This window comes from Metabacillus sp. Hm71 (genome assembly GCF_051842955.2).
Taxonomy (GTDB): domain Bacteria; phylum Bacillota; class Bacilli; order Bacillales; family Bacillaceae; genus Metabacillus.
Map to the genome: position 1 here is coordinate 1,473,652 of NZ_CM200278.1, position 26,304 is coordinate 1,499,955.

The following is a 26,304-nucleotide window of genomic DNA, read 5'->3' on the forward strand; positions in this document are numbered from 1 at the left end:
AATGAGCTTAAGAAAAGACTTTCTATGGGGAGGCGCAACTGCTGCAAACCAGTGTGAAGGCGGTTATCTTGATGGGAATAAGGGATTGACTACAGTCGATGTTATACCGGCTGGAAAAGATCGCGTAGCAGTAATGAAAGGCAAAAAGAAAATGTTAGAATGCGATGATCAGCATTTTTACCCAAGTCATGAAGCAATAGACTTTTATCATCATTATAAGGAGGACATAGCCTTATTAGCAGAAATGGGTTTTAAATGTTTCCGATTATCTATATCATGGACAAGAATCTTCCCAAATGGAGATGATGCAATACCAAATGAAGAAGGTTTAAAATTCTATGAAAATGTTTTTGATGAATGTTTAAAACATGGTATAGAACCATTAGTAACCATCACTCATTTTGATGTACCTATTCATTTGGTAAAGACAATCGGTTCTTGGAGAAACCGCAAGATGGTTGATTATTATGAAAGATTATGTGAAACCATTTTTACTCGTTACAAAGATAAAGTTAAGTATTGGCTTACTTTTAATGAAATTAATATGTTGTTACATTTGCCATTTGGGAGCTCAGGTTTAGTATTTGAAGAGGGTGAAAATGAAGAAGCTGTAAAGTATCAGGCAGCACATCATCAGTTAATTGCAAGTGCGAAAGCTACTGAAATTGCACATAGGATAAATCCTGAATTTAAGATTGGCTGTATGCTTGCAGGAGCAAGTACGTATCCGTATACATGTGCACCGGAAGATGTATGGAAAGCAATGACAAGGGATAGGGAACATTACTTTTTTGTTGATGTGCAATCCCGGGGAGAATATCCAAATTACGCTAAAAAAATGTTGGAAAGAATGAATATATCCTTAAAAATGGAAGAAGGCGACGAGGAACTTCTAAAGAATCATACAGTTGACTTTGTTTCATTTAGTTATTATGGCTCACGATTAACAAGTGCTGATCCAGAAGTAAATAACCAAACAGCTGCAAACCTTTTTCCAACATTACGAAATCCATATTTAAAAAGAAGTGAATGGGGATGGCAAATTGATTCACTTGGGCTGAGAATAACATTGAACGCTTTATATGACCGTTATCAAAAGCCTTTGTTTATTGTTGAAAACGGATTGGGTGCTTTAGATACACCTGATGAAAATGGTTTTATTGAAGATGATTATCGAATTGAATATATTCGTGAACATATCAAAGCATTTAAAGCTGCTGTTGAAGAGGACGGAGTAGACTTGCTTGGCTATACTACCTGGGGTTGTATTGACTTAGTAAGCTCTAGTACCGGCGAAATGAGCAAAAGATATGGTTTCATTTATGTCGATAAAGATGATAATGGAAACGGAACTCTGAAACGCAGTAAGAAAAAATCCTTTGATTGGTATAAAAAAGTAATAAAAAGCAATGGCGAAGATTTAGATTGATAATTGAAGGTGGCACTACACATAGCTATGAAACGAGTTATGGAGTAATGCCTCCTTTAATTTTATTTTTCAGTTCAGTTATAAGAAAAAATTTATCTTGTTGTAGAATTTTCATATGAAAGTTGTAGATTTATAACTTAAAACTATTCTCTAATCTATTGACATATATAAGTAAGAATAAGGAACGATATTTTCATAATCCGAGGAGGAATGAAATGTGGAACGTCTCTGGACAAAATCATTTATTCTTATGAGTGTAGGGATGTTTTTTCTATTCACTGCATTTTATATGATGTACCCAACGCTCCCGCTGTTTATCAAGGAGATAGGCGGCAACGAATCGCAGGTCGGGTTAGCTATGGGGGCATTTATGCTATCTGCGGTTATTTGTCGCCCTTTTGTGGGTGGATTGTTGGATCGGTTTGGTAGACGACCTTTCATAGTCTCGGGACTGTTACTTTTTGCAATATCAATGTACATGTATAATTGGGTTATTGGAATTACTGGTTTGATAGCTATTAGAATAATACAAGGAATTATCTGGGGGATTTCTACAACGGCCATTCTCACCGCAGTTACGGATTTAATTCCAACCTCGCGTCGTGGAGAAGGAATGGGTTGGTCTGGCATGGCAATGACTCTGGCTATGGCAATTGGCCCGATGTTTGGTCTTTGGATTACTCAGAACCTTTCCTACCATGCTTTGTTTCTAATTGCAGTAGGGTTCTCTGCTGCATCTTTGTTCTTGACGTTAGGAGCAAAAATGTCTTTTCAGCCAAAACCAGAAGCAAGGAAAATAGAGTTTTTTGAAAAGTCAGTTGTACCGATCACTGCATCAGTATTTTTTTTGTTTATTGCTTATGGGGGCATTACCTCCTTTGTACCATTGTTTGCTGATTCAATTAAAGTAAATTCTTCAGGGACATTCTTTCTGGTTTATGCAGTCACACTTGTCCTTATCCGTCCTGTTGCGGGGAAACTTTCAGACAGTAAAGGTGAGACATTTGTCATTTTACCTGCCCTTTTGATTACGATTTCAGCCCTGCTTGTCTTAGGGTATTCGACCAATTTGTTTGGTATAATCCTTTCGGCAGTGATGTACGGTATTGGTTTCGGTTCTGCGCAACCTGCTCTTCAAGCGGCAACGATTAGTCTTGTTAATCCAGAATCTACAGGAGTAGCTAATGCTTCATTTTCGACTGCTACCGATCTCGGTATCGGACTAGGTGCAATCATCTTAGGATGGGTTTCCGAATACACTAGCTACCGAATAATGTTTACCGTAAGTGCAGTATCTGTTGTGTTTTCTTTATTGACGTTCATTTTTTTAGTAAGACGCTTATTAAAAAAACAAAGTCTTTCGACTCCAAAACAGCTGTTTACTTCTAAACATACTGGTTAAAGTAGATTAGCAAAAAATATTTTTTGTAAGGTTATTATTAAATTTATGTAACAATCAATCTTAGTAATATTATATGGGGCTTATACGTAAAAAGCGTGAAATATTAAGTTTTTATTGATTAAATATTGAGATACTATTTATTGGTTTATTTTCACTATTACTCTAATCATATTCTAATCTTTCTATAATCTTTTTCTAATTAAAAGTACTTATTGTTAAAAACAAAGGGGTTACCAAAATCTACATTTTATAAATAGGAGGGGATTATTAATTTTTCAACCCAAGAACATAATGAGCTAGATGAAAATTATTTTGTATTCAACTTGTTGAACTAACTAAATGCTATAGCCTAATAAGTTTTTTTAAAAGTTTCCTTTTTAGAATTTCGGTAAGGCGGATGCCCTGCAAGATAGAAGATGTTATTTGGTTTGCAATTAAAATTTTAGATTTTCTATTATGCCAGAAATATCAACTTAAAAAGTCGGAATCTGTATCCTATTGCTGAATTGTCTGTCTTTGCTTAATAATAGCATTGGTCTCAAAAAATACTTCCAATTTTTAAGAAAGCATAGTACGAAAGGAGAAAACAATGGAAAAATTTGCAGCAATTATTTTTTCACTTTCACTGCTTGTTTCAGCTAGCGGTTATAAAAGCCATGCACTGGCAAACGAATCAAATTCAAATTCACAAACAATCACTCGAAGCGGATCTCAAGCTTCTTATAAGGGAGCGGCAGAATATTTTACCGGTAATGTACGCATTGATCCCTTATTCTCAGAAAATGATTCTGCACAATATACTGGTGGTTATGTTACATTCCAACCAGGAGCTAGAAGCGCATGGCATACACATCCTAAAGGACAGAGACTGATTGTTACAGAAGGCATTGGTTGGATACAGGAGTGGGGTGGTCCTATTGAGGAAATCAGAGAAGGCGATGTAATCTGGTGCCCACCTGGTGTTAAGCATTGGCATGGTGCCTCACCAACCACTTCAATGACGCATATCGCTCTCACGGGAGTGCACGATGGCCAAAACGTTGAATGGCTGGAGAAGGTTAGCGATGAGCAATATGGTATGAAAGATGAAGAACAGAAGAAAGAAAAACTGAAAAATGAAACAAAAGCTCTTAACGCTAAGCAGGAAAATATAGTTACCATTGCTGCATTTACTGCCGAGGGTGATTTGCCAAAATTAAAAATTGCTTTGAACGAAGGTTTAAATGCCGGTTTAACCGTAAATGACATCAAAGAAATTCTCGTACAATTATACGCTTATGCAGGATTCCCTCGTAGTTTGAATGGTATCACCGCTTTAATGGATGTATTGGAAGAGAGGGAAGCAAAAGGCATTAAAGATGAAATTGGTAAAGAAGCAAGTCCCTTACCTTCTGACAAAAGCAGCATTGAACTTGGAACGGAAATTCAAACTAGCCTGGCAGGAAGACCAGTTACAGGGGCAGTGTATGAATTCGTCCCGGTTATGGATGAATTTTTGAAAGGACACCTGTTCGGAGACATCTTCGGAAGAGACAATTTAGATTTCCAAAGCAGAGAAATAGCAACCATTGCAGCCTTAGCCAATATGGAGGGTGTTAACTCCCAATTGCAGGCTCATTTTAGTATTGGGTCTAATGTCGGGTTAACCGAACATCAAATGAGAGGCATAATATCAGTTCTTAAAGCCGAAGTAGGCAATAAAGAAGCCAATAATGCTGCTGGAGTATTAGATAATTTTATAAGCACGAAGGAAAAATAATTTTCTATATTGAATGAGTCATAATTCAAATAGCTGAAAGGGACAGGAGAAGCTGATAATAAGGATATTATTTCCAAACTTTGATATAAAGCCCTTTGATCTGTTTTAGAATTAAGTCCTGCAGGGTATCCGCAAAATCAAGACAACTAAATAATCAAAGGGCATAAGAACAAGTAGAAAGTTTACGGTTACTGGTACTCAAAGGCGTTTCCCAGTCAACTTAATTAACTAGATATGATAAATCTTAATTACTTTTCTTCGCCGTTCAAAAATAAAAGACTTGTAGTTTTGCTTCTATATTTTGTTAATTTAGATGTTTATAACTTTTTAGGGGAAAGACTGTATGTCAGTCTAAGCAAGAGATTTATCTAGATTAAGTAGAATTTTATTGTTTTGAGTCATGGAACAATTTCAAAAACAGTACCTTGGTTAAAATCAGTCACTTTCATCGAGCCATAAACTCCTAAATATAATCTCGTTTGGTTTAGATTCGTTCCCAGACTAACATAATAAGCAGATTGAGATCCAAAATGATAATCAGTTTCTATCACGCTAAAATCGTTTAGTTTACAATCTTGTCTTACCCTTGTATAAGCTAAAACCCCTTTAACCGGAGTTTGAGATTCTTCCTTACGGGCAAGATCAGTAAACACAACGCTTCCCGTAAAAGCGGGGATCTCTCTCCCCATATAGGCTTGCACTCCTGTAATGGCAGTTCCCGCAAATTTATCAGGTCGGGGATCTTTATGGTAATAACTAGTTAAAGGCTGAAGCCGCCTTACTGCCGTTTTAATTGCCTCATTGTAATAAGCAATTGTTTTCTCATCCAATTTCGGATTTGCAGAGCATCCCCTTATAATCGATGCAGGAAAAGCACCTTCCCAACCTCGCCAGCCAAAGTTAATCAATCCTTCTTGGGCAGGTTCAGAGTTTATGAAAGAAGCTTGAATAAGCTGAGTAACCGGTATTGGTTTATAATGAACGAATGAAAAAATCGACTCTACCAAATCCTGTCCGACATTTCCCGCATATTTAATATACTGATTATAATACTTTTGAAATGAAATCCCTGGTATATTGCGAACGCCTTTTGCTATTACCGTAAGAGTTTCCTGAATAGGTGCGGGTAGTTCGTTAAAACGTGTGACTTCGGGTGGATTAGAAATAGATGTATTCCTATATACATCTATCTCAATGATTTTACCGGCTATTTCCATATCATCCTGGCTTAAATTAAATGGATCATAGCCTGATCCGCCATCTCCGGTTGTAAGAACAAGTTTTCCTGTTTCAGGTGAAAAGTTTAAGCTATTTACACCATTATGATTTGAAAATGGTCTTCTTAAGTTAAGTAATGTTCGCCGTTTTTTAGGTTGCCCATTTGATTGTAAGATCCATTCTTCAACTGTATCAATATGATCATATTGTTTATCTCTATTCGTCCACCTTAGGTTTAACGTGTTGGGATCACAAGGGTTAGGATTAAAAGATTCAGGACGAGCACCAGGACCTTGTGTTCCAGCTATTGAATAATGAAGATAAAACAGACCATTAGAATAAAATGCAGGATGAAATGCTAGCCCTAGCAATCCCCGCTCATCATATCCACCAGAAGCACCTAGTTTTATGATTCGCGGGCGAATATCTAAAAAGGTTCTTAATCCTGAGTTTCCTATGTAAAAGATTTCTCCTATCTGGGTTGCAATAAACAATCTTTCCATTGAGTCACCTGGAAGTATCGTTGTTTTCAAAACAGTGGGTAGATTTATCCTATTTACAATGGGACGTAAACGAACCTTAACTTTTGTCAACTAACTTTACACTCCCTCTGCTTATATTCTTTTATTCCATTCTTATCGGGCAGTAAGACCCCTACCTCAAAAATTCTAGAGAAGAAGATAGGCGGGTGATAACTAGCCCGTAAACACCCGACGAAGGACAGGATGTCCAAGTCAGGCGAGACATAAGGATGTCGCGCTTTAAGCATGATAAGTCTCGCTTTAAAAGAATATGATTGGAACTGTTCTATTAGTACCAGTAAGGGGTGAGGAATCTTAAGGCATTGTACCATTTTCCGTATATGTGTCATACAGCAAAAATGATTCAATACTGTATTTGGAAAATGACATGAAAAAGACAACTTATTTTAAACAAATTTCTAGCATAAACTTCTTTCACATTGCATTTACCTATTATGGAGGTGTCAGATGGGGTCATTTTTCAAAAAAGGTACATCTAGTGTTCGGGAAGATGAGTTAATCCTAACTAAAGACAATGATTCGAAGACAAAGAGGCTTGTAGTTGGTGCCCTATTAGGTTCAATAGCCGTCATTTTTCAATCTGCGGGGATTTTTACTGGTATTGGTTATATATTGAGCATGATGAGCACTGGTCCTCTCGTGCTTGCTTGCCTATTGTCACTCAGAATCGGTGTGATGACTTATTTCGTCACCATTTTTCTATTGGCCATGTTCCAGCCAAGTGAGCTATTAGTGTTCCTCTTTACCACCGGCTTATTAGGACTCAGTTTAGGCATTGGTCTTAAGTATTTAAAGAGAAGCATATTCATTATTCCATTTGCAGCATTATGTTTAACATTAGGTATCATGATTTTATTATATGGATTTAAATTTCCTATACTGGGGCCTTCGGTAACATCTCAGTTTAGTAGTATGGTTATTTTAGGGACATTTATCTTTTCCATCTTGTATAGCTGGATTTGGAAGAAAGCAAGCATCTCTGCTTTTAAAGTCCTAAATAAAGTATTTTCTCGACGATTTTCAGACTAAATCCTATTGGCATGAAAGAATTGAGAAGACTCATTAAATCCTTGGCAGAAGAACGAAAAATGACATTATTAATACAGCCATATCCTTTCAGAGATAGAACAGTTCTTTGATCGAATGGGCATTATTCATGAAGATTGACTTTTTAGTTTTATCACATTTACTTATTAAGTCTTAGAAAAATAAATCCCGGACCTTTCAAAAAATCCGGGATTATCGTCAAGATATTAACTTAAAACAGTTTGATTGATTCTCGCAGAAATAGCTTCTGCAAATTCAGAAGTAGAGGCATTGCCGCCTAAGTCTTTTGTCTTCACACCATCTTTAAGTGATTGGTAAAGACCTTGTTCGACCAGTTTACCTAATTCTTCAAGCTTGTGATCATGATGTTTTTCAGCAAGCCATTCCATTAACATGACGGTTGACAGCATTATACCTGTTGGATTTCCTATATTAAGTCCTGCAATATCTGGTGCAGAACCATGGGCTGCCTGGGCCATAGCCAGTTTTTCATTTGAGTTGATAGAAGGTGCCAATCCTAAACTTCCTACAAGTTCGCCAGCTAAATCAGAAAGGATATCGCCGTACATATTCTCCGTAACAATGACATCAAAGTCTTTTGCCCGGCGGACTAAGTGAGCAGCCATTGCGTCGATATGATAATCATCTACCGCCACTTCAGGATACTGTTCAGCCACTTCACGACACACATTTAAAAAGAGTCCCGTACTTAAACGGAGAACATTTGCTTTGTGGACAATCGTTACTTTTTTGCGGCGTTTCATAGCCATTTTAAAGGCTGCATGAGCAATTCGTTCTGCCGCTTTTCTAGTAAACACACCAGATGTGACAACCACATCTTTTGTAATTTGCCACTCCCCATGGCCGGCATACATGTTTCGATCTGCATAAAATCCTTCCGTATTTTCGCGGAAGATCACCAAATCCGCTTCTCCAACTACACTCTTAATACCAGGCATTGTTTTCGCTGGACGAATGTTTGCAAATAAATCAAGTGTATGGCGAAGTGCTCCACTTGGGTTAAGCTTCACCTTATGTTCCGGCGGGTAAGCAGCAGAATCATGTGGACCTAGTATCCATCCATGGGTGTTTTCCAATGCTTTTGTCGTGATCTCTGGAAGAGGATCGTTATGTTTTTTGATCCCTTCCCATCCCATCGGCAGACAGGTCCATTCAATGTTGACTCCCACTTTATGGGCAGCAGTTTTAAATACATCAACTGTAGCGCTTACAATTTCTGGGCCAATTCCATCCCCAGCTAGTACACCAAGACGATAAACAGTCATTTTTTGGTCATTCCTCTCTGTTATATTGTGGTAAGTAGCTAATAGTTCCTAAAAGAGCCTGAACTTTATATCCTTAATGTAATATAAAATTAGAAATTAATATAATATTGTTTTTTTATATTAAATGATTAAATATTTCTATTTCTATTTGTTTACTTTAAAGTTAAAGCCTTAGGGGAAAATGAAATGGTTCACATCCAAGTTCTCAATTGGGATATTATTCTTCGAAGTAATGACGATGATACTCCTGAAGAAAATGGACGAATTCTCTTACCATCGCTAATTCTAGAAGTTCTTCACGATATAAAATGCGTGTTTTCCATACAATTGGAGAACCAGTTGTATCATTAAGATAAATTTTATGTAATTTATCGTTTTTTTCTAATACAATACTTGGTGCTATACAATATCCTAATCCGTTAAGAACCATTCGTTTGGCAATTTCTACATTGTCAACATTCATCGTGCTGGTAGGTGGCATAGAAAAGTTATCTTTCCACCAGTTGTCAATGACCATTTCCAAGGTGGGATCAGTTTTATAACTAATTCTTCGCATGGTGGGAAGTTCTTGTAAATCTATTTCTTGTGATGAAAGAACAGCGATGTTTTCTTCTGTGATCGTGATTTTTTTGCTTGGCCAGCTATGATCACCTCTAACGATCCCAATATGTGCATCCTGTTTATAAATCGTTTGAACGACATCTATGTTTACTCCAGTATTAACATGAAATTCAACTTTAGGGAATTTTTTATTAAATGCTTTTAGAATTTGCGGAAGTCGATAAAAAGCGAAGGTTCTTGAGACACTTAATCGTAAGGTGCCGCGTACTTCATTTCCTGAGTTCCACAGCATTTCTTCCATTTCTTTCTGCTGTTTAAGCATATCTTCTGCATATTGAACTAATAACTCACCCTGTTCGGTAAAATCAACGCCTCTTCTTCCTCTATAAAATAGTTTGATGTCAAATTCTTTTTCAATTTGTTGTAGCCGATACGTTAAGGTTGGTTGAGAAATATAAAGGCGCTCAGCTGCTTTTGTAATATTTTTTTCTGCATAAACCATTTGTAAAATAAGCCAGTCTTTTTTGTCCATGAGAAGCTTCCTCTCTAGAAATAGAAAAATTCTATTAGAATTTATAAAAATTCAATATTTTATTAATTATACCGTTTATATTACATTAATCTCATAACATTTTTCAAATGTATTTCTAAAAAACTTCATGAACTTGAGATTTATGTTTGAAAGCGAATTCAGGGTGTGTTCAAAATGGCAGGAGGTAGTAAATTGTCAAGAAAGGATTACAAGATTGGGCTTATCCATGCGACCATGAACTCAGTACAGCCAATTTTAGAAGCTTTTCAAGTTCATGCACCACAAGTTACATTAGTGAACTTTATGGATGAAAGCCTAATCTTTGAATTAAATGAAACAGGCATTGTAACAAAAAGTATGGCTCGACGCTTATTGAATTTGGCAGAAAAAGCAGCAATGAGTGGTGTAGATGGTATTTTACTAACTTGTTCATCTTTTACACCAGTCGTTGCCGATATTAGCCACTTATTCGATGTACCGTTGTTAAGCGCTGATTTAAGTATGCTGGAGAAGGCAGTGGAGATTGGTCATCGGATTGGAGTTATTGCGACAGTAGAAGCCGCTGGCCCAACAACAACAACATTATTGAAAGAAATTTCCTCGAAAAAACAGAAAGATATCATGATTAAAACTGTGATGATCCCGGAAGCTTTTTATGCATTACAAAATGGGGATCGCACAAAACACGATGAGTTAATCCATCAAAAGGTGCGAGAGCTATCTATTGATTGTGATACCATTCTCTTTGCGCAATTTAGTATGGCAAGAGCATTAGAAACACTCGATATAAAAACATCCACTATCTTAACAAGTCCTGAAATTAGCGTAAAATCGATTGTCGCTGAAATTACAAAAAGGGAGATCGTTATATGATACAAGTTGAATTAATGAAAGTGACTTCACTCGTGAATGGCAAAGCTGTTAGTCAAACAGATAGAAGGACAATGGATGTAATCAGCCCATTTAATGGAGAAGTGGTCGGAAAAGCAAGTTTAGCTACACAATTAGATGCTGAAAAAGCAATCGAATCGGCACATCGAGTTTTTCATGAAACGATGAAAAAAATGCCTGCCTATCGCCGAGCAAATATTCTCCGCAAATCAGCCGATTTATTAGAAGAAAGAACAGAGGAATTTGCAAAAATTCTTGTCTTAGAGGCAGGAAAACCAATTCGTGACGGGAGAGGAGAAGTAGGCAGGGCAGTCCAAGTTCTTCGTTTCGCTGCTGATGAAGCAAAAAAAATCGAAGGGGAGCTCGTTCCTATGGATGCTGCAATTGGCGGAGAAAACCGAATCGGCATGGTTCGGCGCCATCCAATTGGTGTTATTTCAGCCATTACACCTTTCAACTTCCCGTTAAATTTGGCTTTGCATAAGCTGGCTCCTGCCTTTGCTGCAGGAAATACAGTTGTCTTAAAACCAGCAGGCAAAACACCGCTTTCTGCCTATATGCTCGTTAAACTTTTTGAAGAAGCAGGCTTGCCTGAAGGGGCATTAAATTTAGTCATTGGCAAAGGTTTTGAAGTAGGAGATGTGTTAGTAACAGACTCACGCATTAGCAAAGTAACCTTTACAGGAAGTCCATCAGTAGGGATCGATTTACGGAAGAAAGCTGGCTTGAAAAAAGTAACATTGGAACTTGGATCCAACTCCCCAAACATCATATTTAACGATGGTGATTTAAACGCTGCAGGAATAGGATTAGTGCGTGGAGCATTTGCCTACTCTGGACAGATTTGCATTTCAGCACAACGGATTTATGTGCAAAAAGATGTATATCAAGATTTCTTAGATCAATATGTCCCATTAGTAGAGAAGTTGGTGATAGGTAACCCAATGGAAGAAACAACAGAAATTGGACCGATGATAAGTGAAAGAGAAGCCATTCGTGCGGAAGAGTGGATTCAGGAAGCAGTAAAAGCAGGAGCCAAGCTTGCAACAGGCGGCAAACGTGAAGGAACATTGCTTGAGCCAACAGTTCTTGTCGATGTAACTCCTGACATGAAAGTAGTATGTGAAGAGACATTTGCTCCTATTGTTTCAGTTATTCCATTTGATACAGAAGAGGAAGTAATTGAAATGGCAAATGATTCCGTATTTGGCTTGCAAGCTGGCGTGTTCACATCAGATATTAATCGTGCTATGAGAGTTGCAGACGGTCTTGAAACAGGAGGCGTATGGATTAACGAGACATCTACCTATCGTCAGGATAACTATCCATATGGTGGAGTGAAATTAAGTGGTGTCGGAAAAGAAGGCGTAAAATATGCAATTGAAGATATGACAGAAATTAAATTTGTTGGAATCAAATTACGATAAGGAGGAAATGAACATGGCAATTGCGTATTTTCGTACAGCTGACACGTTGATAACAGGGATCGGATCAATTGCACAAATTGGAGAACAAGCTAAGAAGTTAAATGCATCGAAAGTAATGATCGTAACAGACAAGATGATTCGTCAAACCGGATTGCTGTCTAAAGTAACAGAGCCATTGGCGGCTATTGGTATTCTAGTAGACATTATTGATGAGGTTGTACCAGAACCTCCCTTTGAAAACTTGGAACAGATGATAACTCAGATAGAAGGAAAAGGATATGATTTACTTGTAGGTGTCGGTGGGGGGAGTGCGCTTGATATAACAAAAGTACTTTCTGTCATGCTTACAAACCATGGTGATGTCCGCGATATGATTGGGATTGAAAAAGTGGAAAACCCTGGAGTACCTACAATTCTAGTTCCGACAACTTCTGGAACAGGGTCGGAAGTTACCTATAATGCTATTTTTACAGATACACGAGATATGGTGAAAAAAGGTATTGTCAGTCCGTATTTGTTACCTAAAGTAGCGATTGTGGATGCAGAACTGACGTTAACTGTACCTCCTGCAGTTACGGCAGCAACTGGGATGGATGCACTTGTTCACGCAGTTGAATCCTATACGGCAATTCGCGCAGACGAATTAACGGATGGAATTGCCTTACAAGCAATCAAGCTTATTTCAAGATCTTTACGCAAAGCAGTATATAACGGGAAAGATTTAAAAGCACGTGAGGATATGGCAATGGGAAGCTTACTTGCTGGTATTTCTCTTGGTAATGCAGGGGTTGGAGCAGTTCATGCACTTGCATATCCTCTTGGCGGAAAGTATAAAGTGCCGCATGGTGTGGCTAATTCTCTCTTACTGCCATTTGTGATGAAATATAATTCAATTGCGGATTTGGAGAAATTTGCGGAAGTGGCCAAAGCGATGGGAGAAAATGTGGATGGATTATCACTACGGGAAGCTGCAGAGCGCGCTGTTCAAGCATTAGCAAAATTATCAGAAGATGTAGGTATTCCTGCAAGTCTGAAGGATGTAGGGGTTACTCCATCAGATATCCCTGGACTTGCTGAAGAAGCAAGCAAAGTGGATCGTTTGCTTAATAATAACCCAAGATGGTTGACAGTAAAAGAAATTCAAAATATTTATGAAGAAGCGTACGGTTCAGTGGAGACACGATCTCTTGCCACTACATAATCAAATACGTTATCTACTTTTTAGAATGGGGAAGCGGGAGGAAAGAATATGACTTATTTTTCTGAACTAGAAGGGAAGAAAGTTATAGTCGTTGGAGGTAGCAAAGGGATTGGCAAAGATATTGCGCTTGCTTTTGCAAGGCTCGGATCCGATGTTGTCATTACAGGGAGGAACGAAGAGGATCTTTGTAAAACAACGGAAGAACTAAAGGCGTTTAATCCTAACTGTTTCTACCTAACTGCTGATATACAAAACGTTCACGAAATTTACAATATGATTAATGCTGCATTTTTCCGTTTAGGCCGAATTGATGTGCTGATTAATAATGCTGGTATTAACATCCCTAAACCGGCATTAGAAGTGACGGAAGAGGATTGGGATCGTGTGTTGGATACGAACTTAAAAGGAACCTTTTTCTGTTCACAACGGGTAGCCAAGCATATGATTGAACAACGTACTGCCGGCAAGATTATCAATATCGTTTCACAAATGGCTTTTGTAGGCTATATCAAACGGGCAGCCTATTGTTCAAGTAAAGGCGGTGCAGTACAGCTAACAAAAGCATTAGCAATCGAATGGGCTGAACACCAGATTAAGGTCAATGCGGTTGCACCAACCTTTATTGAAACAGACTTTACGAAAAAGATGTTTGATGACCAAGGTTTTTATCAGGATGTATTAAGTCGTATTCCATTAGGATCTTTGGCAAAACCGGATGATGTCACAGGTGCTGTGCTATTCTTGGCATCTGATATGGCTAATTTTGTGACAGGGGAAACGATCCGAGTTGATGGTGGATGGACTGCTATATAAGATGAAAGGATCTCCTTTAGTGATATTTCTAAAGGAGATCCTTACAAACGAAAGAGGAGTTTAATTATGCAATAATGTAAGCGTTTAAATGACGATCCATTTAAGAAACAAACGACGAGATCATACTGAAAAATTTTTATCTATAAGCACAGATGTTACAAAAATACTTTAAAAGCGAGGTTCATAAATGTTATCAATATTAGGATTTTCGACTATTATCCTTTTCATGTTTTTGGTTATGACAAATCGTATGTCTGCTTTTGTTGCCATTATTGTATCTCCGATTATTTTTGCCATCATTGGGGGATTCGGTGCTGAGCTAGGACCAATGATGTTGGAAGGAATTAAGCTGGTTGCACCCACTGCTGTTCTCCTTTTATTCGCTGTTTTGTACTTTGGAATTATGATGAATGCTGGTCTATTTGATCCAGTTTCTAGAACAATATTAAAAATCGCGAAAGGTGATCCAGTAAAAATAGTAATAGGGACAGCAATACTAGCATTATTAGTAGCTTTGGATGGAGATGGAACGACAAGTTATATGATTATATGCTCATCTATGCTTCCTATTTACAGAAAATTAGGAATAAATCCATTAGTTTTAGCGACAATTTCCGTTATGTCACTTGGAACCATTTCAGGGATGACACCGTGGGGAGGAGCTGCCACAAGAGGAATAAGTGTATTAGGACTTGATGCAACTGAATATTTTACACCTCTAATTCCTGCCATTTTATGTGGTTCAGCTTGGATTATTTTGACTGCTTATGTGATGGGAAGAATGGAAAGAAAGAGAATTGGGATCATACAACTAGAAAAAATCAATCAAGAAATGAAAGCGAATTCAGAATTCGCAGCTACTGTTGAAAATGCTCAAGCTAAGACATCTAAGTTCGTTTGGTTTAATTTCTTGCTGACACTCGCGCTGATGGTAGCTCTTGTATTAGGATTAGCACCACTACCTATTTTATTTATAGTAGGTTTTGTCATCGCTCTTTCAGTCAACCACCCTAATCTAGCTGAACAAAAAAAGGTCATTAAAGAAAATGCAAGTCATGCTGTACCTGTAGTTATGCTTGTTTTAGGTGCGGGTATTTTTACAGGGATCTTATCAGAAACAAAAATGGTCGATTCAATGGCCTCAGACTTACTGACAATTGTTCCAGATTCATTCGGACCATTTTTCACAGTAATTGTCGCTATCATCAGCTTGCCGCTTAGCTTCCTAATGTCAAATGATGCATTCTTCTTTGGTGCTTTGCCTGTTCTTGCCCAGTCAGCTTCTGAATATGGGATTAGTCCAATAGAAATAGCAAGAGCAGGAGTAATTGGTCAACCACTTCATTCTATGGGACCAACATCTGCCCCATTATGGGTGTTATTAGAGCTTGTTAGAAGAGATTTAGGACAATTCCAGCGTTATGCTCTAATTCCGGTTACGATTTTATCACTTATGTTAATCGTGTTTGCTTTGATTACAGGGGCTATTTCTATTGCTTGGTAATATAAAGTGTTTCATGAAGATTTAGGCAGGAATTGAGAGTAATGATACGAAAGCGTGATATGGAATTAAGGTAAGGAATAAACGAAATATTAAGGTTCTACTGAAGTAGGGGTTTTTCAGGAGGCAATAGAAGCGGAGGAGTAATTATGGATACAAGGCAACAACTAATAAATACGGGTCATTACCTTATATCAAATCACTTGGCCTGGGGAACATCAGGAAATATCAGCGCTCGAATTGATAAAAATCGAATGGCAATTACAGCCTCTGGAACAAACATGGCTAATTTGAGTATGGAGGATTTCGTTGAGTTTGAGATTGAGACAGGTGAAACAAAAGGTAAAAGGAAAGCTTCTAAAGAAACACCGATGCATCTTGGCATTTATCGAGAGCGAGAAGATGTAAGTGCCATTTTACATTCTTCTCCGTTTTATACAACCTTGTTTGCATGCAGCAATGAACCAATTTTCTCAGAACTGTTTATAGAAACGATGTATTATCTTGAAAATATCGCTTATGTTGAATATTTTCATCCTGGGTCGCAAGAGCTGGCTGATGCAGTGACTAAACAAGCTCCAAACGCAAATATCATTATGATGCGAAATCATGGGGTTGTTGTATTTGATGATAGTGTGTCAGAAGCACAGATGAGACTTGAAACGTTAGAGATGGCTTGCCGGATGATTTTAAAAGCAAAAGAATCAGGGGTTCAATTAAGGAAAATTCCAGAAAAAACTGTTAAAAGTTTTTTGGAAGATGCTTTCTACAAACCTAGGAAAAGATTAGTCGGAAAGTCTTCTAATTGAAGTTGAGAAACAGTAGATGCCGATTCTCAGCACGTTATATTTATTCAAAAAACACCAAAACGATTAGATCATTGTGATGTAATCATATTGGCACAAACCTTGTCAGTCGCAAGTATTTCATCTTGGATTGTTTAAACTGGATTAGAAATACCGTAAAAAAAGAGGGATAGAAATGATAAAAACCATCGGTATTGTAGCAGATGATACGACAGGTGCAAATGATATTGGCTTGATGTTCAGCAAGAATCAATATTCTGCAAAAATTGTCACTTATGGTGAAGAAAAAAACGTGGAAGTGGATTCTAATGTCATTATTATTGATACGGACAGTCGGTTAGATTCACCTGACCTTAGTTATGAAAAAGTCTATAAAGCTACTAAAACCTTGCAGAAGATGGGCTGTTCTTTATTTTTTAACAAGACATGTTCCGTCTTTCGCGGAAATATAGGAAAAGAATTTGATGCCATGCTAGATGCTCTTGGGGAGGAATTTGCTATTATCAGTCTAGCATTCCCTAAAAATGGGAGACAAACAAAGAACGCCGTCCATACGGTGCATGGGAAACTATTGGAAGACTCTGAATTTGCACGTGATCCAGTGCACCCTATGCATCAATCTAATCTAGTAGATATTTTGCAAGAACAAACGAATAGAAAAGTGACGTTTGTAGATATAGAGACCGTTAGACAAGGAGCTTCTGTTTTACGAAAAGTGATTGAGGAGAAACGGAAAGTTTTCAACTACTGTATTATTGATAGCGAAACACAGGCAGACTTAACAATTGTAGCAGAAGCTGTTCATGATTATAAAGTTCTTGCTGGCAGTTCGGCGATTGCTGAGGAACTGCCTAAGTTTTTACAAGTGCAACCAATAGGCAGTTCCTTAACGAATTTAAATATAACTGATGATCTTGGAGCTTTAGTCATCTCTGGAAGTTTAACTCCACAGACTAGAGAGCAGACTGCTTATCTTATTTCTTCTGGAGTTCCTTGTGTTGTACTAGATTCTCGTAAAGTGTTTGTTAAATTTGAACGTGAAAAAGAAATAAGACGTGTTTTCCAGACAGCCGATCTCCTTTTAAAACAAGGCAAGGACGTATTAATTATGGCTGATACTAAAGATGAAGTGATTTTGGAAACAAAAGAAATTGGTTTCAACCTAAATATCGATTCTTTAACAATAAGTAAAATGGTGTCAGCAACGTTGGCTGATGTTACAGAGCAGATTGCAAATGCCACCAGTTTAAAGAAATTGGTGATAGCAGGTGGAGACACTTCTGGGACAGTAAGCAGGAAATTGGGCATAAAAGGAAACTATGTGCTAAAAGAGATTGAGACTGGTGTACCGTCCGGATTGGCAATAGGGCGCCATATGCTAATTGTCTTAAAATCAGGTAGTTTTGGTAAACCTGATTTTCTTGTTCGTGCTGTTGCACATTTAAAAGACCTTTCCTATTAATAGCGTGAGAATTTTACTGCAAAAGTAAAACACAACCTTTCGTTCATTTTATCCTCAGATTGTGACAACTTTTCAAAAGATGTATTTCATATATATCTTTTTTTGGTGCCCCTGGTATATTATAAACATGTAAATAAAATATATCTTTTAAGGGAGATAGACAAAATGCTAAGTGAAAAAACAATCAGTGTGATAAAAAGCACGGTACCTGTACTTGAGAAGCATGGAAAAGACATTACCACTCGTTTTTATCAATTATTGTTTAGCAATCACCCGGAATTATTGAATATTTTTAATCATGCAAATCAAAGAAAAGGGGAACAGCAAACAGCATTGGCCAATGCCGTTTATGCAGCGGCTGCCAATATTGATAATCTTGGTGCCATCATTCCTGTGGTGAAACAAATTGGACAGAAGCACAGAGCATTAGGAGTTCTTCCGGAGCATTATCCAATTGTTGGTCAAACTTTATTAGCAGCTATTAAAGATGTACTAGGTGAGGCTGCTACTGATGAAATTATCGGGGCTTGGGCGGAAGCTTACGGCGTTATTGCTGATGCCTTTATTGGCATTGAACAAGAAATGTATAAGGAAGCAAAGGAACAACATGGCGGCTGGGAAGGATTCAGAAATTTCATTATCGAGAAAAAGGTCAAAGAAAGTGATGTTATCACATCATTTTATTTAAAACCAGAAGATGGAAAAGCGATTGCCTCTTATCAAGCAGGACAATATCTCACAGTAAAAGTCCAGCCTGAAGGAGAAACCTATACACAGATTCGTCACTATAGTTTATCAGATGCACCGGGAAAAGATTATTATCGAATCAGTGTTAAACGAGAAGACAAAGGAGTCGTCTCAACTTATTTGCATCAGTCTGTACAAGAAGGGGACCTTATAGCAGTAAGTGCTCCTGCAGGGGATTTCGTTTTGGAATCAAAAGAAATACCTGCCGTTTTAATCAGCGGAGGGGTAGGTCTAACGCCGATGGTCAGCATGTTAAACACCATTGTCGAGCAACAGCCGGAACGCGAGGTAACGTTTATTCATGGCGCCTTAAATAGCCAGGTTCATGCAATGAAAGAACATGTCGCTCAACTGGCTAATGAAAATGCAAATGTTAAGAGCTTTGTTGTTTACTCTGATCCTACTGTAGAAGATCAGGCAGCTAAGAATTATGATAAAGAAGGGTTTATTGATTTAGAATGGCTGAAATCGGTTCTCCCAAATAATCAAGCAGATTTTTATTTTTGTGGACCAGTTCCATTTATGAAAATGATGTACCGTGTTCTTAAGGAATGGGGAGTGCCTGCAGAAAACATTCATTTTGAGTTTTTTGGCCCGGCAGCTCAATTAGAAGAACCAGTTGTCACAGCATATAAATAGGATAGTCACTATTAGAAAAAGTAACCCTAAAGTAAACTTGACAAAGGAATGTTCCCTCGTGTTAAATCCTTTTAAGTCTGCTTTAGGGTTTTTATGAGTTATCATTTAAAACTTAAAGCCTCTTTTCTTTCTCTTGAAGAATCTAATAGACTATAAGCTTAATGCAATCAGCGATTAGCACTTATTTTACTGGTGCGAAAGTTGAGTTAATCAGATCACAAGTTTTCTTCAGTGCATGAACGAGCTTATCCTCATTTAGATAAAAACGTTGTGCTGGAACTGGGATCGTCACGGCTGCAATATGTCCAGTTGTACTGTGTATGATGCCACCAACTGCACAAATCCCTAAATCGTTTTCCTCTCTATCATAGGCAATCCCATTTTGACGGACCTGTTCTAATTCTTTTAACAGTTGATCCATAGATAGGATTGTATTAGGTGTTAAAGCTTTTAGTGGCTCGGATAATAGCATTTTTATTTTTTCATCAGGCATTGAAGATAAGAAAACCTTTCCATTTGCAGTACAGTGAAGTGGAAAAGATATTCCAACTCCAGAGTTAACCTGCAAACGGTGAATTATATTTAAATGGAGAATGAGTCAGTGACGAACTTTTGGCTCCAGGTTGGACTAGCTATCATAAACGCCTTAAATACCAGACATATGATGTGACCGAACAGCTTCAACATGGTGCAAATGCAATTGGGATTATGCTCGGAGATGGTTGGTATAAAGGAAACATCACTTGGGATCACAAGCGGAATGTGTATGGTGATAGACGTGCAGCTTTCTTTCAAATTCATGTGAAATATAGCGACGGAACGGAAGATCTTATTTGACGGACACCACCTGGAAGGCATCTACAGGACCTGTTTTATTTTCTGAGATTTATCAAGGAGAATTCTATGATGCCAGGCTTGAAAAGGAAGGGTGGAGCCAGCCCGATTTTAACGATTCCGATTGGAGCAAAACAATTAGACAAGAAATGCCGATTACACATTTGGTCGCACAGGAAAACTGGGCTACCCGAGTGACGGAAGTGATAAAGCCAATAGACACGTTTGTCACCCCTTCTGGAGATACAGTGATTGATATGGGACAAAACATGGTCGGGCGAGTTCGCTTTAAAGTAAGCGCACCGAAAGGCACACGAATTGTTTTGAAGCATGCAGAAATCCTTGATAAGGATGGAAACATTTACTTTGGGAATCTTAGAAAAGCCGATCTAAAGATTGAATATATTGCCAAGGGGGAAGGAATTGAGAATTTTGCACCTCATTTCACTTTCCAAGGATTTCGATATGTAAAGGTTGAAGGTTATCCAGGACAAGAAAACGGACTTCCGCTTGAAAACTTTGTGGGGGAAGTTATCCATTCCGATATGGAGCGGGCAGGAGAGTTTGAAAGCTCCAATCCTTTAGTAAATCAACTGCAACGCAATATTGTTTGGGGACAAAGGGGAAACTTCCTTGACGTTCCAACGGATTGCCCGCAGCGGGATGAACGACTCGGCTGGACAGGAGATGCTCAAGTTTTTATAGAAACGGCCCTTTTTAACTATCATGGCGGATCATTTTTTACGAAATGGCTTCGTGATTTAAAGGCTAAACAGCATCCTGATGGCGGTGTACCATTTGTTATTCCAGCCGTAATCGATGGTGCCAATGCAGCTGCTTGAGGTGATGCCGCTACAATTATCCCATGGGCAGTATACCAAGCCTATGGAGACAAACGTTTGCTTGCTGACCAATATGACAGTATGAAAGCTTGGGTTGAATACATTCGCCGACACGGAAAAAACGAGTATCTTTGGAAAGTTGGCTTTAACTTGATAACAACGGTTTGTACGGCTATCGCCTACATTCCGTAGGTTCCTGTTCCATTTACGTCAAGCCGCCGTACCGAACGAGCCGTAATACGAAAGACAATAGCATAATGAAAAATGGTAGCAGCCCAAGGGCTGCTTTTATTATTGGTTTTTCCTCCCTTTTGCGCTACGAATCGTACAAGTTCGTAATCCAACTAACCTTCCAGTGGGTTGAGCCTCCTAGGCTACGCCCTCAACCTTCTAGAAGCTAAGTTGGATAAACAGAAGGTCAAGGGGCAAAAAGTTTTTTGATTAAAGGAGCTTTGCAACATCAAATAACTTTTTTGCTAACCCCTTGACCTTCTGTCTATACTCCTTGTTCGTTCTCCACGTCAAAAGGGCTTTTCTTGTTCACAAAAATCTTCTACAGTTGATTTGCTCCAATAAAAAAAACCCTTACGGAAATCAGAAATCTTTTTATAAACAAGCTGATTGGGAACAAGCATTAAGTAAAAATACTGATGAAAAAAACAATATGGAATTCCAAAAAAAATTACTAGCTCCTCATTTAAGAAATTAAGATACATGCTATAAAAGTCTGTCATTACTTTTGAAATTTGGTGTTATTCCATTGCTAATGTTCGATAAAAAGCGAGCAAGTATCAACTGCTTTTAATTTCAACAATCGGGCGCTTTTTCGAAATAAGGAATTGTAGATGCTTATATATAGACTGCTTTTGAAGAATAATTACAGGATTTTAAGGGAAATCGTGGTGGGGAATAATGGGCTTGTTTTATGAAAAAGCTGGCAGTCAAAGCAAGACTCAAAAATTGATCAGGGTTACTCAAGTGTACACACAGATTATGTTTTCTATCTTTATAAAATCAGTTCAACAAAATAGTTTTTCACTTAACTTCCATTCAGAATTAAGGTAAACAAATTTTCTGCAATTGTGCGCGATTGTGGAAGAGAATCACAGGTAGATAATGATCGAACTTTATAAGACAGTAGAGCTATTATTCAATCAAGTATTACGAAATCCTTCCTGAATCTTTTACGTCTCAGGAGGGATTTTCATAATAAACCTATTCAGGGGTATATGCAAAAATAACCATATGTACCATTATTCCCCTAATGGTTGCTGCAACACATTAGGGGCCACCAACATTTTGACATATTATCCACACTAATACACAAAAGCCGATAATTTCATAGTGTAAAAAATCGGCTTTATTCGATGAAGTTTGCTTAGGGTATGTTTTCCGCGTTTTGTTGGTGGGACCCCTCATTTAAAGTAAATGATTGATCGACTAGAAAGACTCGGAGAAGGTTACATAATTGAATAATTCCTTCTTTTATAACAGCATCCTCTAAATACGAAAAACTAAGACGAAAATGATTATATTCCGGTTCGCCGGCATAACAAACTGATCCGGGTAAAATAGCAATTTGTTGTTTTTGTGCTTGCATAAATAATTCATTTGTGCTGGCCCAAGAAGGCAATGTTACCCAAATATTTAATCCTCCATCTGGTTGCGTCCAAGTGACACCTTTTGGTGCATGATGTTTAAGTAAATCAAGTACTAGCTTACACCGGGAATAAAGTACTGATCTCAAATTTTTGATATGTTTATTCATCCGATTTGATGTAATAAAAGGTAATACTGCTTTTTGTGTTACTAATGGACTGCCAAGGTCCGAAATGGTTTTGGCAGCAATCAGTCGGTTTAAAAAAGGACCGGATGTGTTAATAGCAGAAATACGACAGCCTGGAGACAGAATTTTGCTGAAGGTTTTCACATAGATCACATGTCCGGATGAATCTATTGACTTAATGGTACGTGGTGGCTGTTTAGAAAAGCAAATATCACTGAAGGTATCATCTTCAAGAATGATACAGTTATAGCTTTGCGCCAACTGAAGAAGTTTTACTCTCCTCTTGATGCTCATGACGGTTCCCGTAGGGTTATGATAAGTCGGAATAGTATAAATCAACTTAGGAGGATATTCATCACACATTTTTGTCAAAAGATCAATTTTCATCCCTTCATTATCAACAGGAACGGTAATAATTTTTGCACCTCTGCTTGCAAAAACATCAATAGCACCAGAATAAGTAGGAGCTTCCATATATACGACATCACCTGGACCAACAAATGTACGGGCAATGAGATCGATCCCCTGTTGAGCTCCATTTACAATGAGTAAATCTTCACCCTTAACCGAAATTCCTCGTTCTTCAAAATAAACGGATAATGCATTCCTAAGTTCCAAATCACCCTGAAAAGGACCGTAATTTGCAACCACTGTTGGGTTATTTAAAATAATTTGATAAATATTTTTACCGATTTCTTCAGTAGGCAGCAATTCATGATGAATCGATGATATATGAAATTGATAACGATAATCCGTTGATGAACCTTGAAAAGCACTTTGAAAGTGTTTCAACATTTGTGCTCTTGGTAGATAATCGATGGTTGACAGCTGCCATGCAGTAGATCCTTCTTCCTCATTTATCGCTTCATTTAATTTCTCCGAATTAACAAAACAGCCTTTACCCTGGATACATCGAATAAAACCCCGTCCTTCAAGCTCCTTGTATGCTTTACTTACGGTAACCAAACTAACATGCAGAATTCTAGAAAGATTACGTATAGAGGGTAATTGTGTTCCAGGTTTCAGAAGCTCTGATTGTATACGATCTGTAAATGTCTGAACAATTTGCTTTGACAAAGGTTTATCGGAAGAACGTTTTAGTTCGATATGCATGTTAAACTCACCTCTATAAGTGTTATATTCCACCTTTTACTGTTATATCATATTGTGGATAATATAGACTCAGATTGTTGAAATAAGTATATCACTTTGAAAGAGAGGGATGAAAAAAGTTTATATTATCACAAGTTTATATTGTTCTTGCTGCTATTATACCTGTTTGTATGAGGACAGTTCTATCTGAAACGATTAAGTGAATCAAAGTATTTCATTAGTCATGAGTAATAAGGAGATTATAACTTGAAAGGAATGTATAAATTTTGAATCAGCTTATAGAATTAATTGAAATTACTTCGAGGAAAGATAAGCCAGATCCTCATTCTTTAGGGTTTGGTAAGTATTTTACAGATTATATGTTTAGCATGGATTATGAAGAGTATAAGGGTTGGCATAGTCCTAGAATTTCACCTTATGAGCCTTTAAATTTGGTTCCTTCTGCCTCAATATTTCACTATGGTCAAGCTGTATTTGAGGGATTAAAAGCTTACAGGTCTTCAGATAATCGTATATTATTATTTAGGCCAGAAAAAAACATTAAAAGATTAAATATTTCAAGTGAACGGATTAGTATTCCACCTTTAGAAGAAAAGTTTGTGTTAGAAGCTATTAAACAACTAATTAAATTAGAAAAAGAATGGATTCCTAACGAGGAAGGTACGTCTTTATATATTCGGCCTTTTATTATTGCTACAGAGCCTTGTTTTGGAGTAAGACCTTCTAATCAATATAAATTTATGATTGTTTTATCACCAGTAGGATCTTATTACTCTAATCAATTAAAAGCAGTTAAGATTTATGTAGAAAATCATTATGTACGGGCAGTAAAGGGAGGAGTAGGATTTGCAAAAACTTCAGCCAATTATGCTGCTAGTTTACAGGCTCAAATAAAAGCTAAACAATTAGGATATGAACAAGTTCTATGGTTAGATGCTATTGAAAAGAAATATGTAGAGGAAGTGGGAAATATGAATATCTTTTTTAAGATAAATGGAAAAGTAATAACTCCTAAATTAAATGGAAGTATTCTAGGAGGGATTACGAGGGAATCTGTCATTGAGCTTTTAAGAAGCTGGAAAATACCTGTTTGTGAAGAGGATATTTCCATAGAGGACGTTTACAAATCATACTGTAAAGAGGAAGTAGAAGAGATATTTGGTACAGGAACTGCAGCTGTCATATCTCCAATAGGTGAATTAAACTGGAATGAGAATAAAATGATTATAAATGAGTATCAAACAGGAGATTTATCAAGAAAATTATATAAAACGATTACTGATATTCAATTAGGAAAAGAACACGACAAGTTTGGGTGGATTTTAGAGGTCTAAGGTTTAAAGTCTTTGAAAGACACCTGGTTATATATATCGGAAGAAAATTCGTATAGCCAATTTTTAATAAGCGTTATGGCCGGTGTAAATCAATTAGAACGTGATCTAATCAGAATGCGTCAACGCGAAGGGATTGAGCTTTGAAGGGAAGTACCAAGGAAGAGATTACAAGCTTAGATTTAGAGAAAGATAAAGTGGTAATAAAAAATGTCGATTCTAGGGAACCAAATTTAACTGGATGGAGATTGTATAGTGCTGATGGAGGACAAACATTCTACTTTCCAAATAATTATGTTTTAAAGAAAGGTTCGTTAGTAACAATTGTTTCGGGAAGAGAAGCTACGCATAATCCACCTTCACAATTATTATGGACAAACGCTTATATGTGGGAAAATGATGGAGATATAGCAAGAGTTTATAATCCGTTAAATGGATTAGTTAGTGAAGTAAGAAAGTAAAAGGACACTATTTAAGTGTTCTTTTTTATTTTTGTTTTAGTGAATTTAGCTAGATAGATACACAAATTAGAAAATAAGATAGCTATAGAATCTCTCTTATAATGAAGTCTTTAATATTTCTCTTGATTTTTATCTTCCTCTTCATTATCTGTAAATGAATATTTAACTTTAACTCCATTTTTTCCTACAGTAGTATAACTTTTAACCTAATTTTTTTATTTATGGTGTTGTTTTCTTTGTTGTTCATTTTTATCTCCTTTTAATAATTAAGGTGTATAGTAACATAATAAATACCGTTTTTAATCAGATTACCAATTTAGGCCATAAAATTAGAAAGTGGTAAATAAGGGTGAGATAAATATTAATGGAGGAAAGAAATTTCAAGCAGGGTGCAAGGTAGTTTGCTAGTTGTAGGACAGTAAACAATTTCGGGGAATTTAGAAATATTCTTGCACCCTAGTTATAATTATACTTAATTGTAAAATTTTATATAGTTACAAAGTTACCATTAATACTTTACACCTTTAAATTTAATAATTTTTGTTTGAGTCTTATCATTAGCTTTCACTTTTTGTGTTACTTGTTTAAAAGCATCTGTCATTCCTTTTGCGTTAATAATAAGATCACGTTCCATATTGTTTGTGTTGATAATGAAAACATATTGTTTCAAAAAA

21 protein-coding genes and 3 pseudogenes are annotated in these 26,304 nt (G+C 37.1%); 17 read left to right on the forward strand and 7 right to left on the reverse strand.

Annotated elements, in window-relative coordinates; translation table 11 throughout:
- Position 1 precedes the first annotated feature (1 nt).
- The 3 genes from ACSVDH_RS07250 to ACSVDH_RS07260 all read left to right on the forward strand — a co-directional run bounded on the left by ACSVDH_RS07250 (position 2) and on the right by ACSVDH_RS07260 (position 4,590).
- Positions 2–1,429, forward strand: a complete 1,428-nt coding sequence (locus ACSVDH_RS07250) for a 6-phospho-beta-glucosidase (protein WP_439249059.1) — start codon at positions 2–4, stop codon at positions 1,427–1,429.
- 217 nt (positions 1,430–1,646) lie between these two features.
- Complete coding sequence (locus ACSVDH_RS07255; protein WP_439249060.1) at positions 1,647–2,831, forward strand: MFS transporter; 1,185 nt, start codon at positions 1,647–1,649, stop codon at positions 2,829–2,831.
- A gap of 589 nt (positions 2,832–3,420) precedes the next feature.
- The gene (locus ACSVDH_RS07260) at positions 3,421–4,590 is read left to right on the forward strand and encodes a (R)-mandelonitrile lyase (protein WP_439249061.1); all 1,170 of its coding nucleotides are present in this window, start codon (positions 3,421–3,423) and stop codon (positions 4,588–4,590) included.
- 398 nt (positions 4,591–4,988) lie between these two features.
- Here the strand turns inward: ACSVDH_RS07260 and ACSVDH_RS07265 are convergent, their stop codons facing one another.
- A complete protein-coding gene (locus tag ACSVDH_RS07265; RefSeq protein ID WP_439249062.1) occupies positions 4,989–6,401 on the reverse strand; it encodes a PQQ-dependent sugar dehydrogenase in 1,413 nt (470 codons plus the stop codon).
- A 396-nt stretch (positions 6,402–6,797) separates the two neighbouring features.
- Here ACSVDH_RS07265 and ACSVDH_RS07270 point away from each other — a divergent pair, with 396 nt between their 5' ends.
- Together ACSVDH_RS07270 and ACSVDH_RS07275 are read left to right on the forward strand one after the other, a co-directional pair.
- On the forward strand, positions 6,798–7,379 hold the full coding sequence (locus tag ACSVDH_RS07270; protein ID WP_439249063.1) for a hypothetical protein: 582 nt from the start codon (positions 6,798–6,800) through the stop codon (positions 7,377–7,379).
- A pseudogene (locus ACSVDH_RS07275) lies at positions 7,376–7,511 on the forward strand (ABC transporter ATP-binding protein); the annotation flags it as partial. The gene ACSVDH_RS07270 and the pseudogene ACSVDH_RS07275, both read left to right, overlap by 4 nt.
- Positions 7,512–7,603: 92 nt before the next feature.
- Here the strand turns inward: ACSVDH_RS07275 and ACSVDH_RS07280 are convergent.
- Positions 7,604–8,683 carry an isocitrate/isopropylmalate dehydrogenase family protein gene (locus ACSVDH_RS07280; RefSeq protein WP_439249064.1) on the reverse strand — a complete coding sequence of 360 codons (1,080 nt, stop codon included), beginning with the start codon at positions 8,681–8,683 and terminating at the stop codon, positions 7,604–7,606.
- Positions 8,684–8,900: 217 nt separating this feature from the next.
- The gene (locus ACSVDH_RS07285; protein WP_439249065.1) at positions 8,901–9,776 is read right to left on the reverse strand and encodes a LysR family transcriptional regulator; all 876 of its coding nucleotides are present in this window, start codon (positions 9,774–9,776) and stop codon (positions 8,901–8,903) included.
- A gap of 192 nt (positions 9,777–9,968) precedes the next feature.
- Between ACSVDH_RS07285 and ACSVDH_RS07290 the strand changes: the two genes are divergently transcribed.
- From ACSVDH_RS07290 to hmpA, 8 genes are all read left to right on the forward strand, one after another.
- Positions 9,969–10,649, forward strand: coding sequence for an aspartate/glutamate racemase family protein (locus ACSVDH_RS07290; protein ID WP_439249066.1), 681 nt, complete (start codon positions 9,969–9,971; stop codon positions 10,647–10,649).
- Positions 10,646–12,094, forward strand: coding sequence for an aldehyde dehydrogenase family protein (locus ACSVDH_RS07295; RefSeq protein WP_439249067.1), 1,449 nt, complete (start codon positions 10,646–10,648; stop codon positions 12,092–12,094). The genes ACSVDH_RS07290 and ACSVDH_RS07295 overlap by 4 nt, the downstream gene beginning before the upstream one ends.
- Before the next feature lie 13 nt (positions 12,095–12,107).
- Positions 12,108–13,295: an iron-containing alcohol dehydrogenase gene (locus tag ACSVDH_RS07300; RefSeq protein ID WP_439249068.1), complete on the forward strand. Its 1,188-nt coding sequence runs from the start codon at positions 12,108–12,110 to the stop codon at positions 13,293–13,295.
- A gap of 48 nt (positions 13,296–13,343) precedes the next feature.
- Positions 13,344–14,108, forward strand: a complete 765-nt coding sequence (locus ACSVDH_RS07305; RefSeq protein ID WP_439249069.1) for an SDR family NAD(P)-dependent oxidoreductase — start codon at positions 13,344–13,346, stop codon at positions 14,106–14,108.
- Positions 14,109–14,295: 187 nt separating this feature from the next.
- Positions 14,296–15,612, forward strand: coding sequence for a CitMHS family transporter (locus tag ACSVDH_RS07310; protein WP_439249070.1), 1,317 nt, complete (start codon positions 14,296–14,298; stop codon positions 15,610–15,612).
- A 146-nt stretch (positions 15,613–15,758) separates the two neighbouring features.
- Positions 15,759–16,418 carry a class II aldolase/adducin family protein gene (locus tag ACSVDH_RS07315; protein WP_439249071.1) on the forward strand — a complete coding sequence of 220 codons (660 nt, stop codon included), beginning with the start codon at positions 15,759–15,761 and terminating at the stop codon, positions 16,416–16,418.
- Between the two features lie 172 nt (positions 16,419–16,590).
- Positions 16,591–17,877, forward strand: a complete 1,287-nt coding sequence (locus ACSVDH_RS07320) for a four-carbon acid sugar kinase family protein (RefSeq protein ID WP_439249072.1) — start codon at positions 16,591–16,593, stop codon at positions 17,875–17,877.
- A gap of 165 nt (positions 17,878–18,042) precedes the next feature.
- Positions 18,043–19,263 carry an NO-inducible flavohemoprotein gene (gene hmpA, locus ACSVDH_RS07325; protein WP_439249073.1) on the forward strand — a complete coding sequence of 407 codons (1,221 nt, stop codon included), beginning with the start codon at positions 18,043–18,045 and terminating at the stop codon, positions 19,261–19,263.
- Positions 19,264–19,444: 181 nt separating this feature from the next.
- On the opposite strand, the gene ACSVDH_RS07330 is transcribed toward hmpA, so the two are convergent.
- Positions 19,445–19,831 carry an IclR family transcriptional regulator C-terminal domain-containing protein gene (locus ACSVDH_RS07330; protein WP_439249074.1) on the reverse strand — a complete coding sequence of 129 codons (387 nt, stop codon included), beginning with the start codon at positions 19,829–19,831 and terminating at the stop codon, positions 19,445–19,447.
- Between the two features lie 5 nt (positions 19,832–19,836).
- On the opposite strand from ACSVDH_RS07330, the pseudogene ACSVDH_RS07335 reads away from it, so the two are divergent.
- Positions 19,837–21,089: pseudogene (locus ACSVDH_RS07335) on the forward strand (family 78 glycoside hydrolase catalytic domain); the annotation flags it as partial.
- 29 nt (positions 21,090–21,118) lie between these two features.
- Here ACSVDH_RS07335 and ACSVDH_RS07340 read toward each other — a convergent pair.
- Together ACSVDH_RS07340 and pdxR are read right to left on the reverse strand one after the other, a co-directional pair.
- Positions 21,119–21,283: a hypothetical protein gene (locus tag ACSVDH_RS07340; RefSeq protein ID WP_439249075.1), complete on the reverse strand. Its 165-nt coding sequence runs from the start codon at positions 21,281–21,283 to the stop codon at positions 21,119–21,121.
- A gap of 1,034 nt (positions 21,284–22,317) precedes the next feature.
- A complete protein-coding gene (pdxR, locus tag ACSVDH_RS07345; RefSeq protein ID WP_439249076.1) occupies positions 22,318–23,838 on the reverse strand; it encodes a MocR-like pyridoxine biosynthesis transcription factor PdxR in 1,521 nt (506 codons plus the stop codon).
- 266 nt (positions 23,839–24,104) lie between these two features.
- Between pdxR and ACSVDH_RS07350 the strand changes: the two genes are divergently transcribed.
- The 3 genes and pseudogenes from ACSVDH_RS07350 (at position 24,105) to ACSVDH_RS07360 (ending at position 25,630) form a co-directional block, all read left to right on the forward strand.
- On the forward strand, positions 24,105–25,172 hold the full coding sequence (locus tag ACSVDH_RS07350; RefSeq protein ID WP_439249077.1) for a branched-chain amino acid aminotransferase: 1,068 nt from the start codon (positions 24,105–24,107) through the stop codon (positions 25,170–25,172).
- Between the two features lie 3 nt (positions 25,173–25,175).
- Positions 25,176–25,313 (forward strand): annotated as a pseudogene (locus ACSVDH_RS07355) (recombinase family protein); the annotation flags it as partial.
- Positions 25,313–25,630: a lamin tail domain-containing protein gene (locus tag ACSVDH_RS07360; RefSeq protein WP_439249078.1), complete on the forward strand. Its 318-nt coding sequence runs from the start codon at positions 25,313–25,315 to the stop codon at positions 25,628–25,630. The pseudogene ACSVDH_RS07355 and the gene ACSVDH_RS07360, both read left to right, overlap by 1 nt.
- A gap of 508 nt (positions 25,631–26,138) precedes the next feature.
- Here the strand turns inward: ACSVDH_RS07360 and ACSVDH_RS07365 are convergent.
- Entirely contained in the window at positions 26,139–26,300 is a 162-nt protein-coding gene (locus ACSVDH_RS07365; RefSeq protein ID WP_439249079.1) for a hypothetical protein, read from the reverse strand.
- Positions 26,301–26,304 lie beyond the last annotated feature (4 nt).

Coding starts and splice junctions, on each gene's coding strand:
- ACSVDH_RS07250 (WP_439249059.1), top strand. CDS start 2: ATGAGCTTAAGAAAAGACTTTCTATGGGGAGGCGCAACTGCTGCAAAC.
- ACSVDH_RS07260 (WP_439249061.1), top strand. CDS start 3,421: ATGGAAAAATTTGCAGCAATTATTTTTTCACTTTCACTGCTTGTTTCA.
- ACSVDH_RS07270 (WP_439249063.1), top strand. CDS start 6,798: ATGGGGTCATTTTTCAAAAAAGGTACATCTAGTGTTCGGGAAGATGAG.
- ACSVDH_RS07280 (WP_439249064.1), bottom strand. CDS start 8,683: ATGACTGTTTATCGTCTTGGTGTACTAGCTGGGGATGGAATTGGCCCA.
- ACSVDH_RS07285 (WP_439249065.1), bottom strand. CDS start 9,776: ATGGACAAAAAAGACTGGCTTATTTTACAAATGGTTTATGCAGAAAAA.
- ACSVDH_RS07295 (WP_439249067.1), top strand. CDS start 10,646: ATGATACAAGTTGAATTAATGAAAGTGACTTCACTCGTGAATGGCAAA.
- ACSVDH_RS07300 (WP_439249068.1), top strand. CDS start 12,108: ATGGCAATTGCGTATTTTCGTACAGCTGACACGTTGATAACAGGGATC.
- ACSVDH_RS07305 (WP_439249069.1), top strand. CDS start 13,344: ATGACTTATTTTTCTGAACTAGAAGGGAAGAAAGTTATAGTCGTTGGA.
- ACSVDH_RS07310 (WP_439249070.1), top strand. CDS start 14,296: ATGTTATCAATATTAGGATTTTCGACTATTATCCTTTTCATGTTTTTG.
- ACSVDH_RS07315 (WP_439249071.1), top strand. CDS start 15,759: ATGGATACAAGGCAACAACTAATAAATACGGGTCATTACCTTATATCA.
- ACSVDH_RS07320 (WP_439249072.1), top strand. CDS start 16,591: ATGATAAAAACCATCGGTATTGTAGCAGATGATACGACAGGTGCAAAT.
- hmpA (WP_439249073.1), top strand. CDS start 18,043: ATGCTAAGTGAAAAAACAATCAGTGTGATAAAAAGCACGGTACCTGTA.
- pdxR (WP_439249076.1), bottom strand. CDS start 23,838: ATGCATATCGAACTAAAACGTTCTTCCGATAAACCTTTGTCAAAGCAA.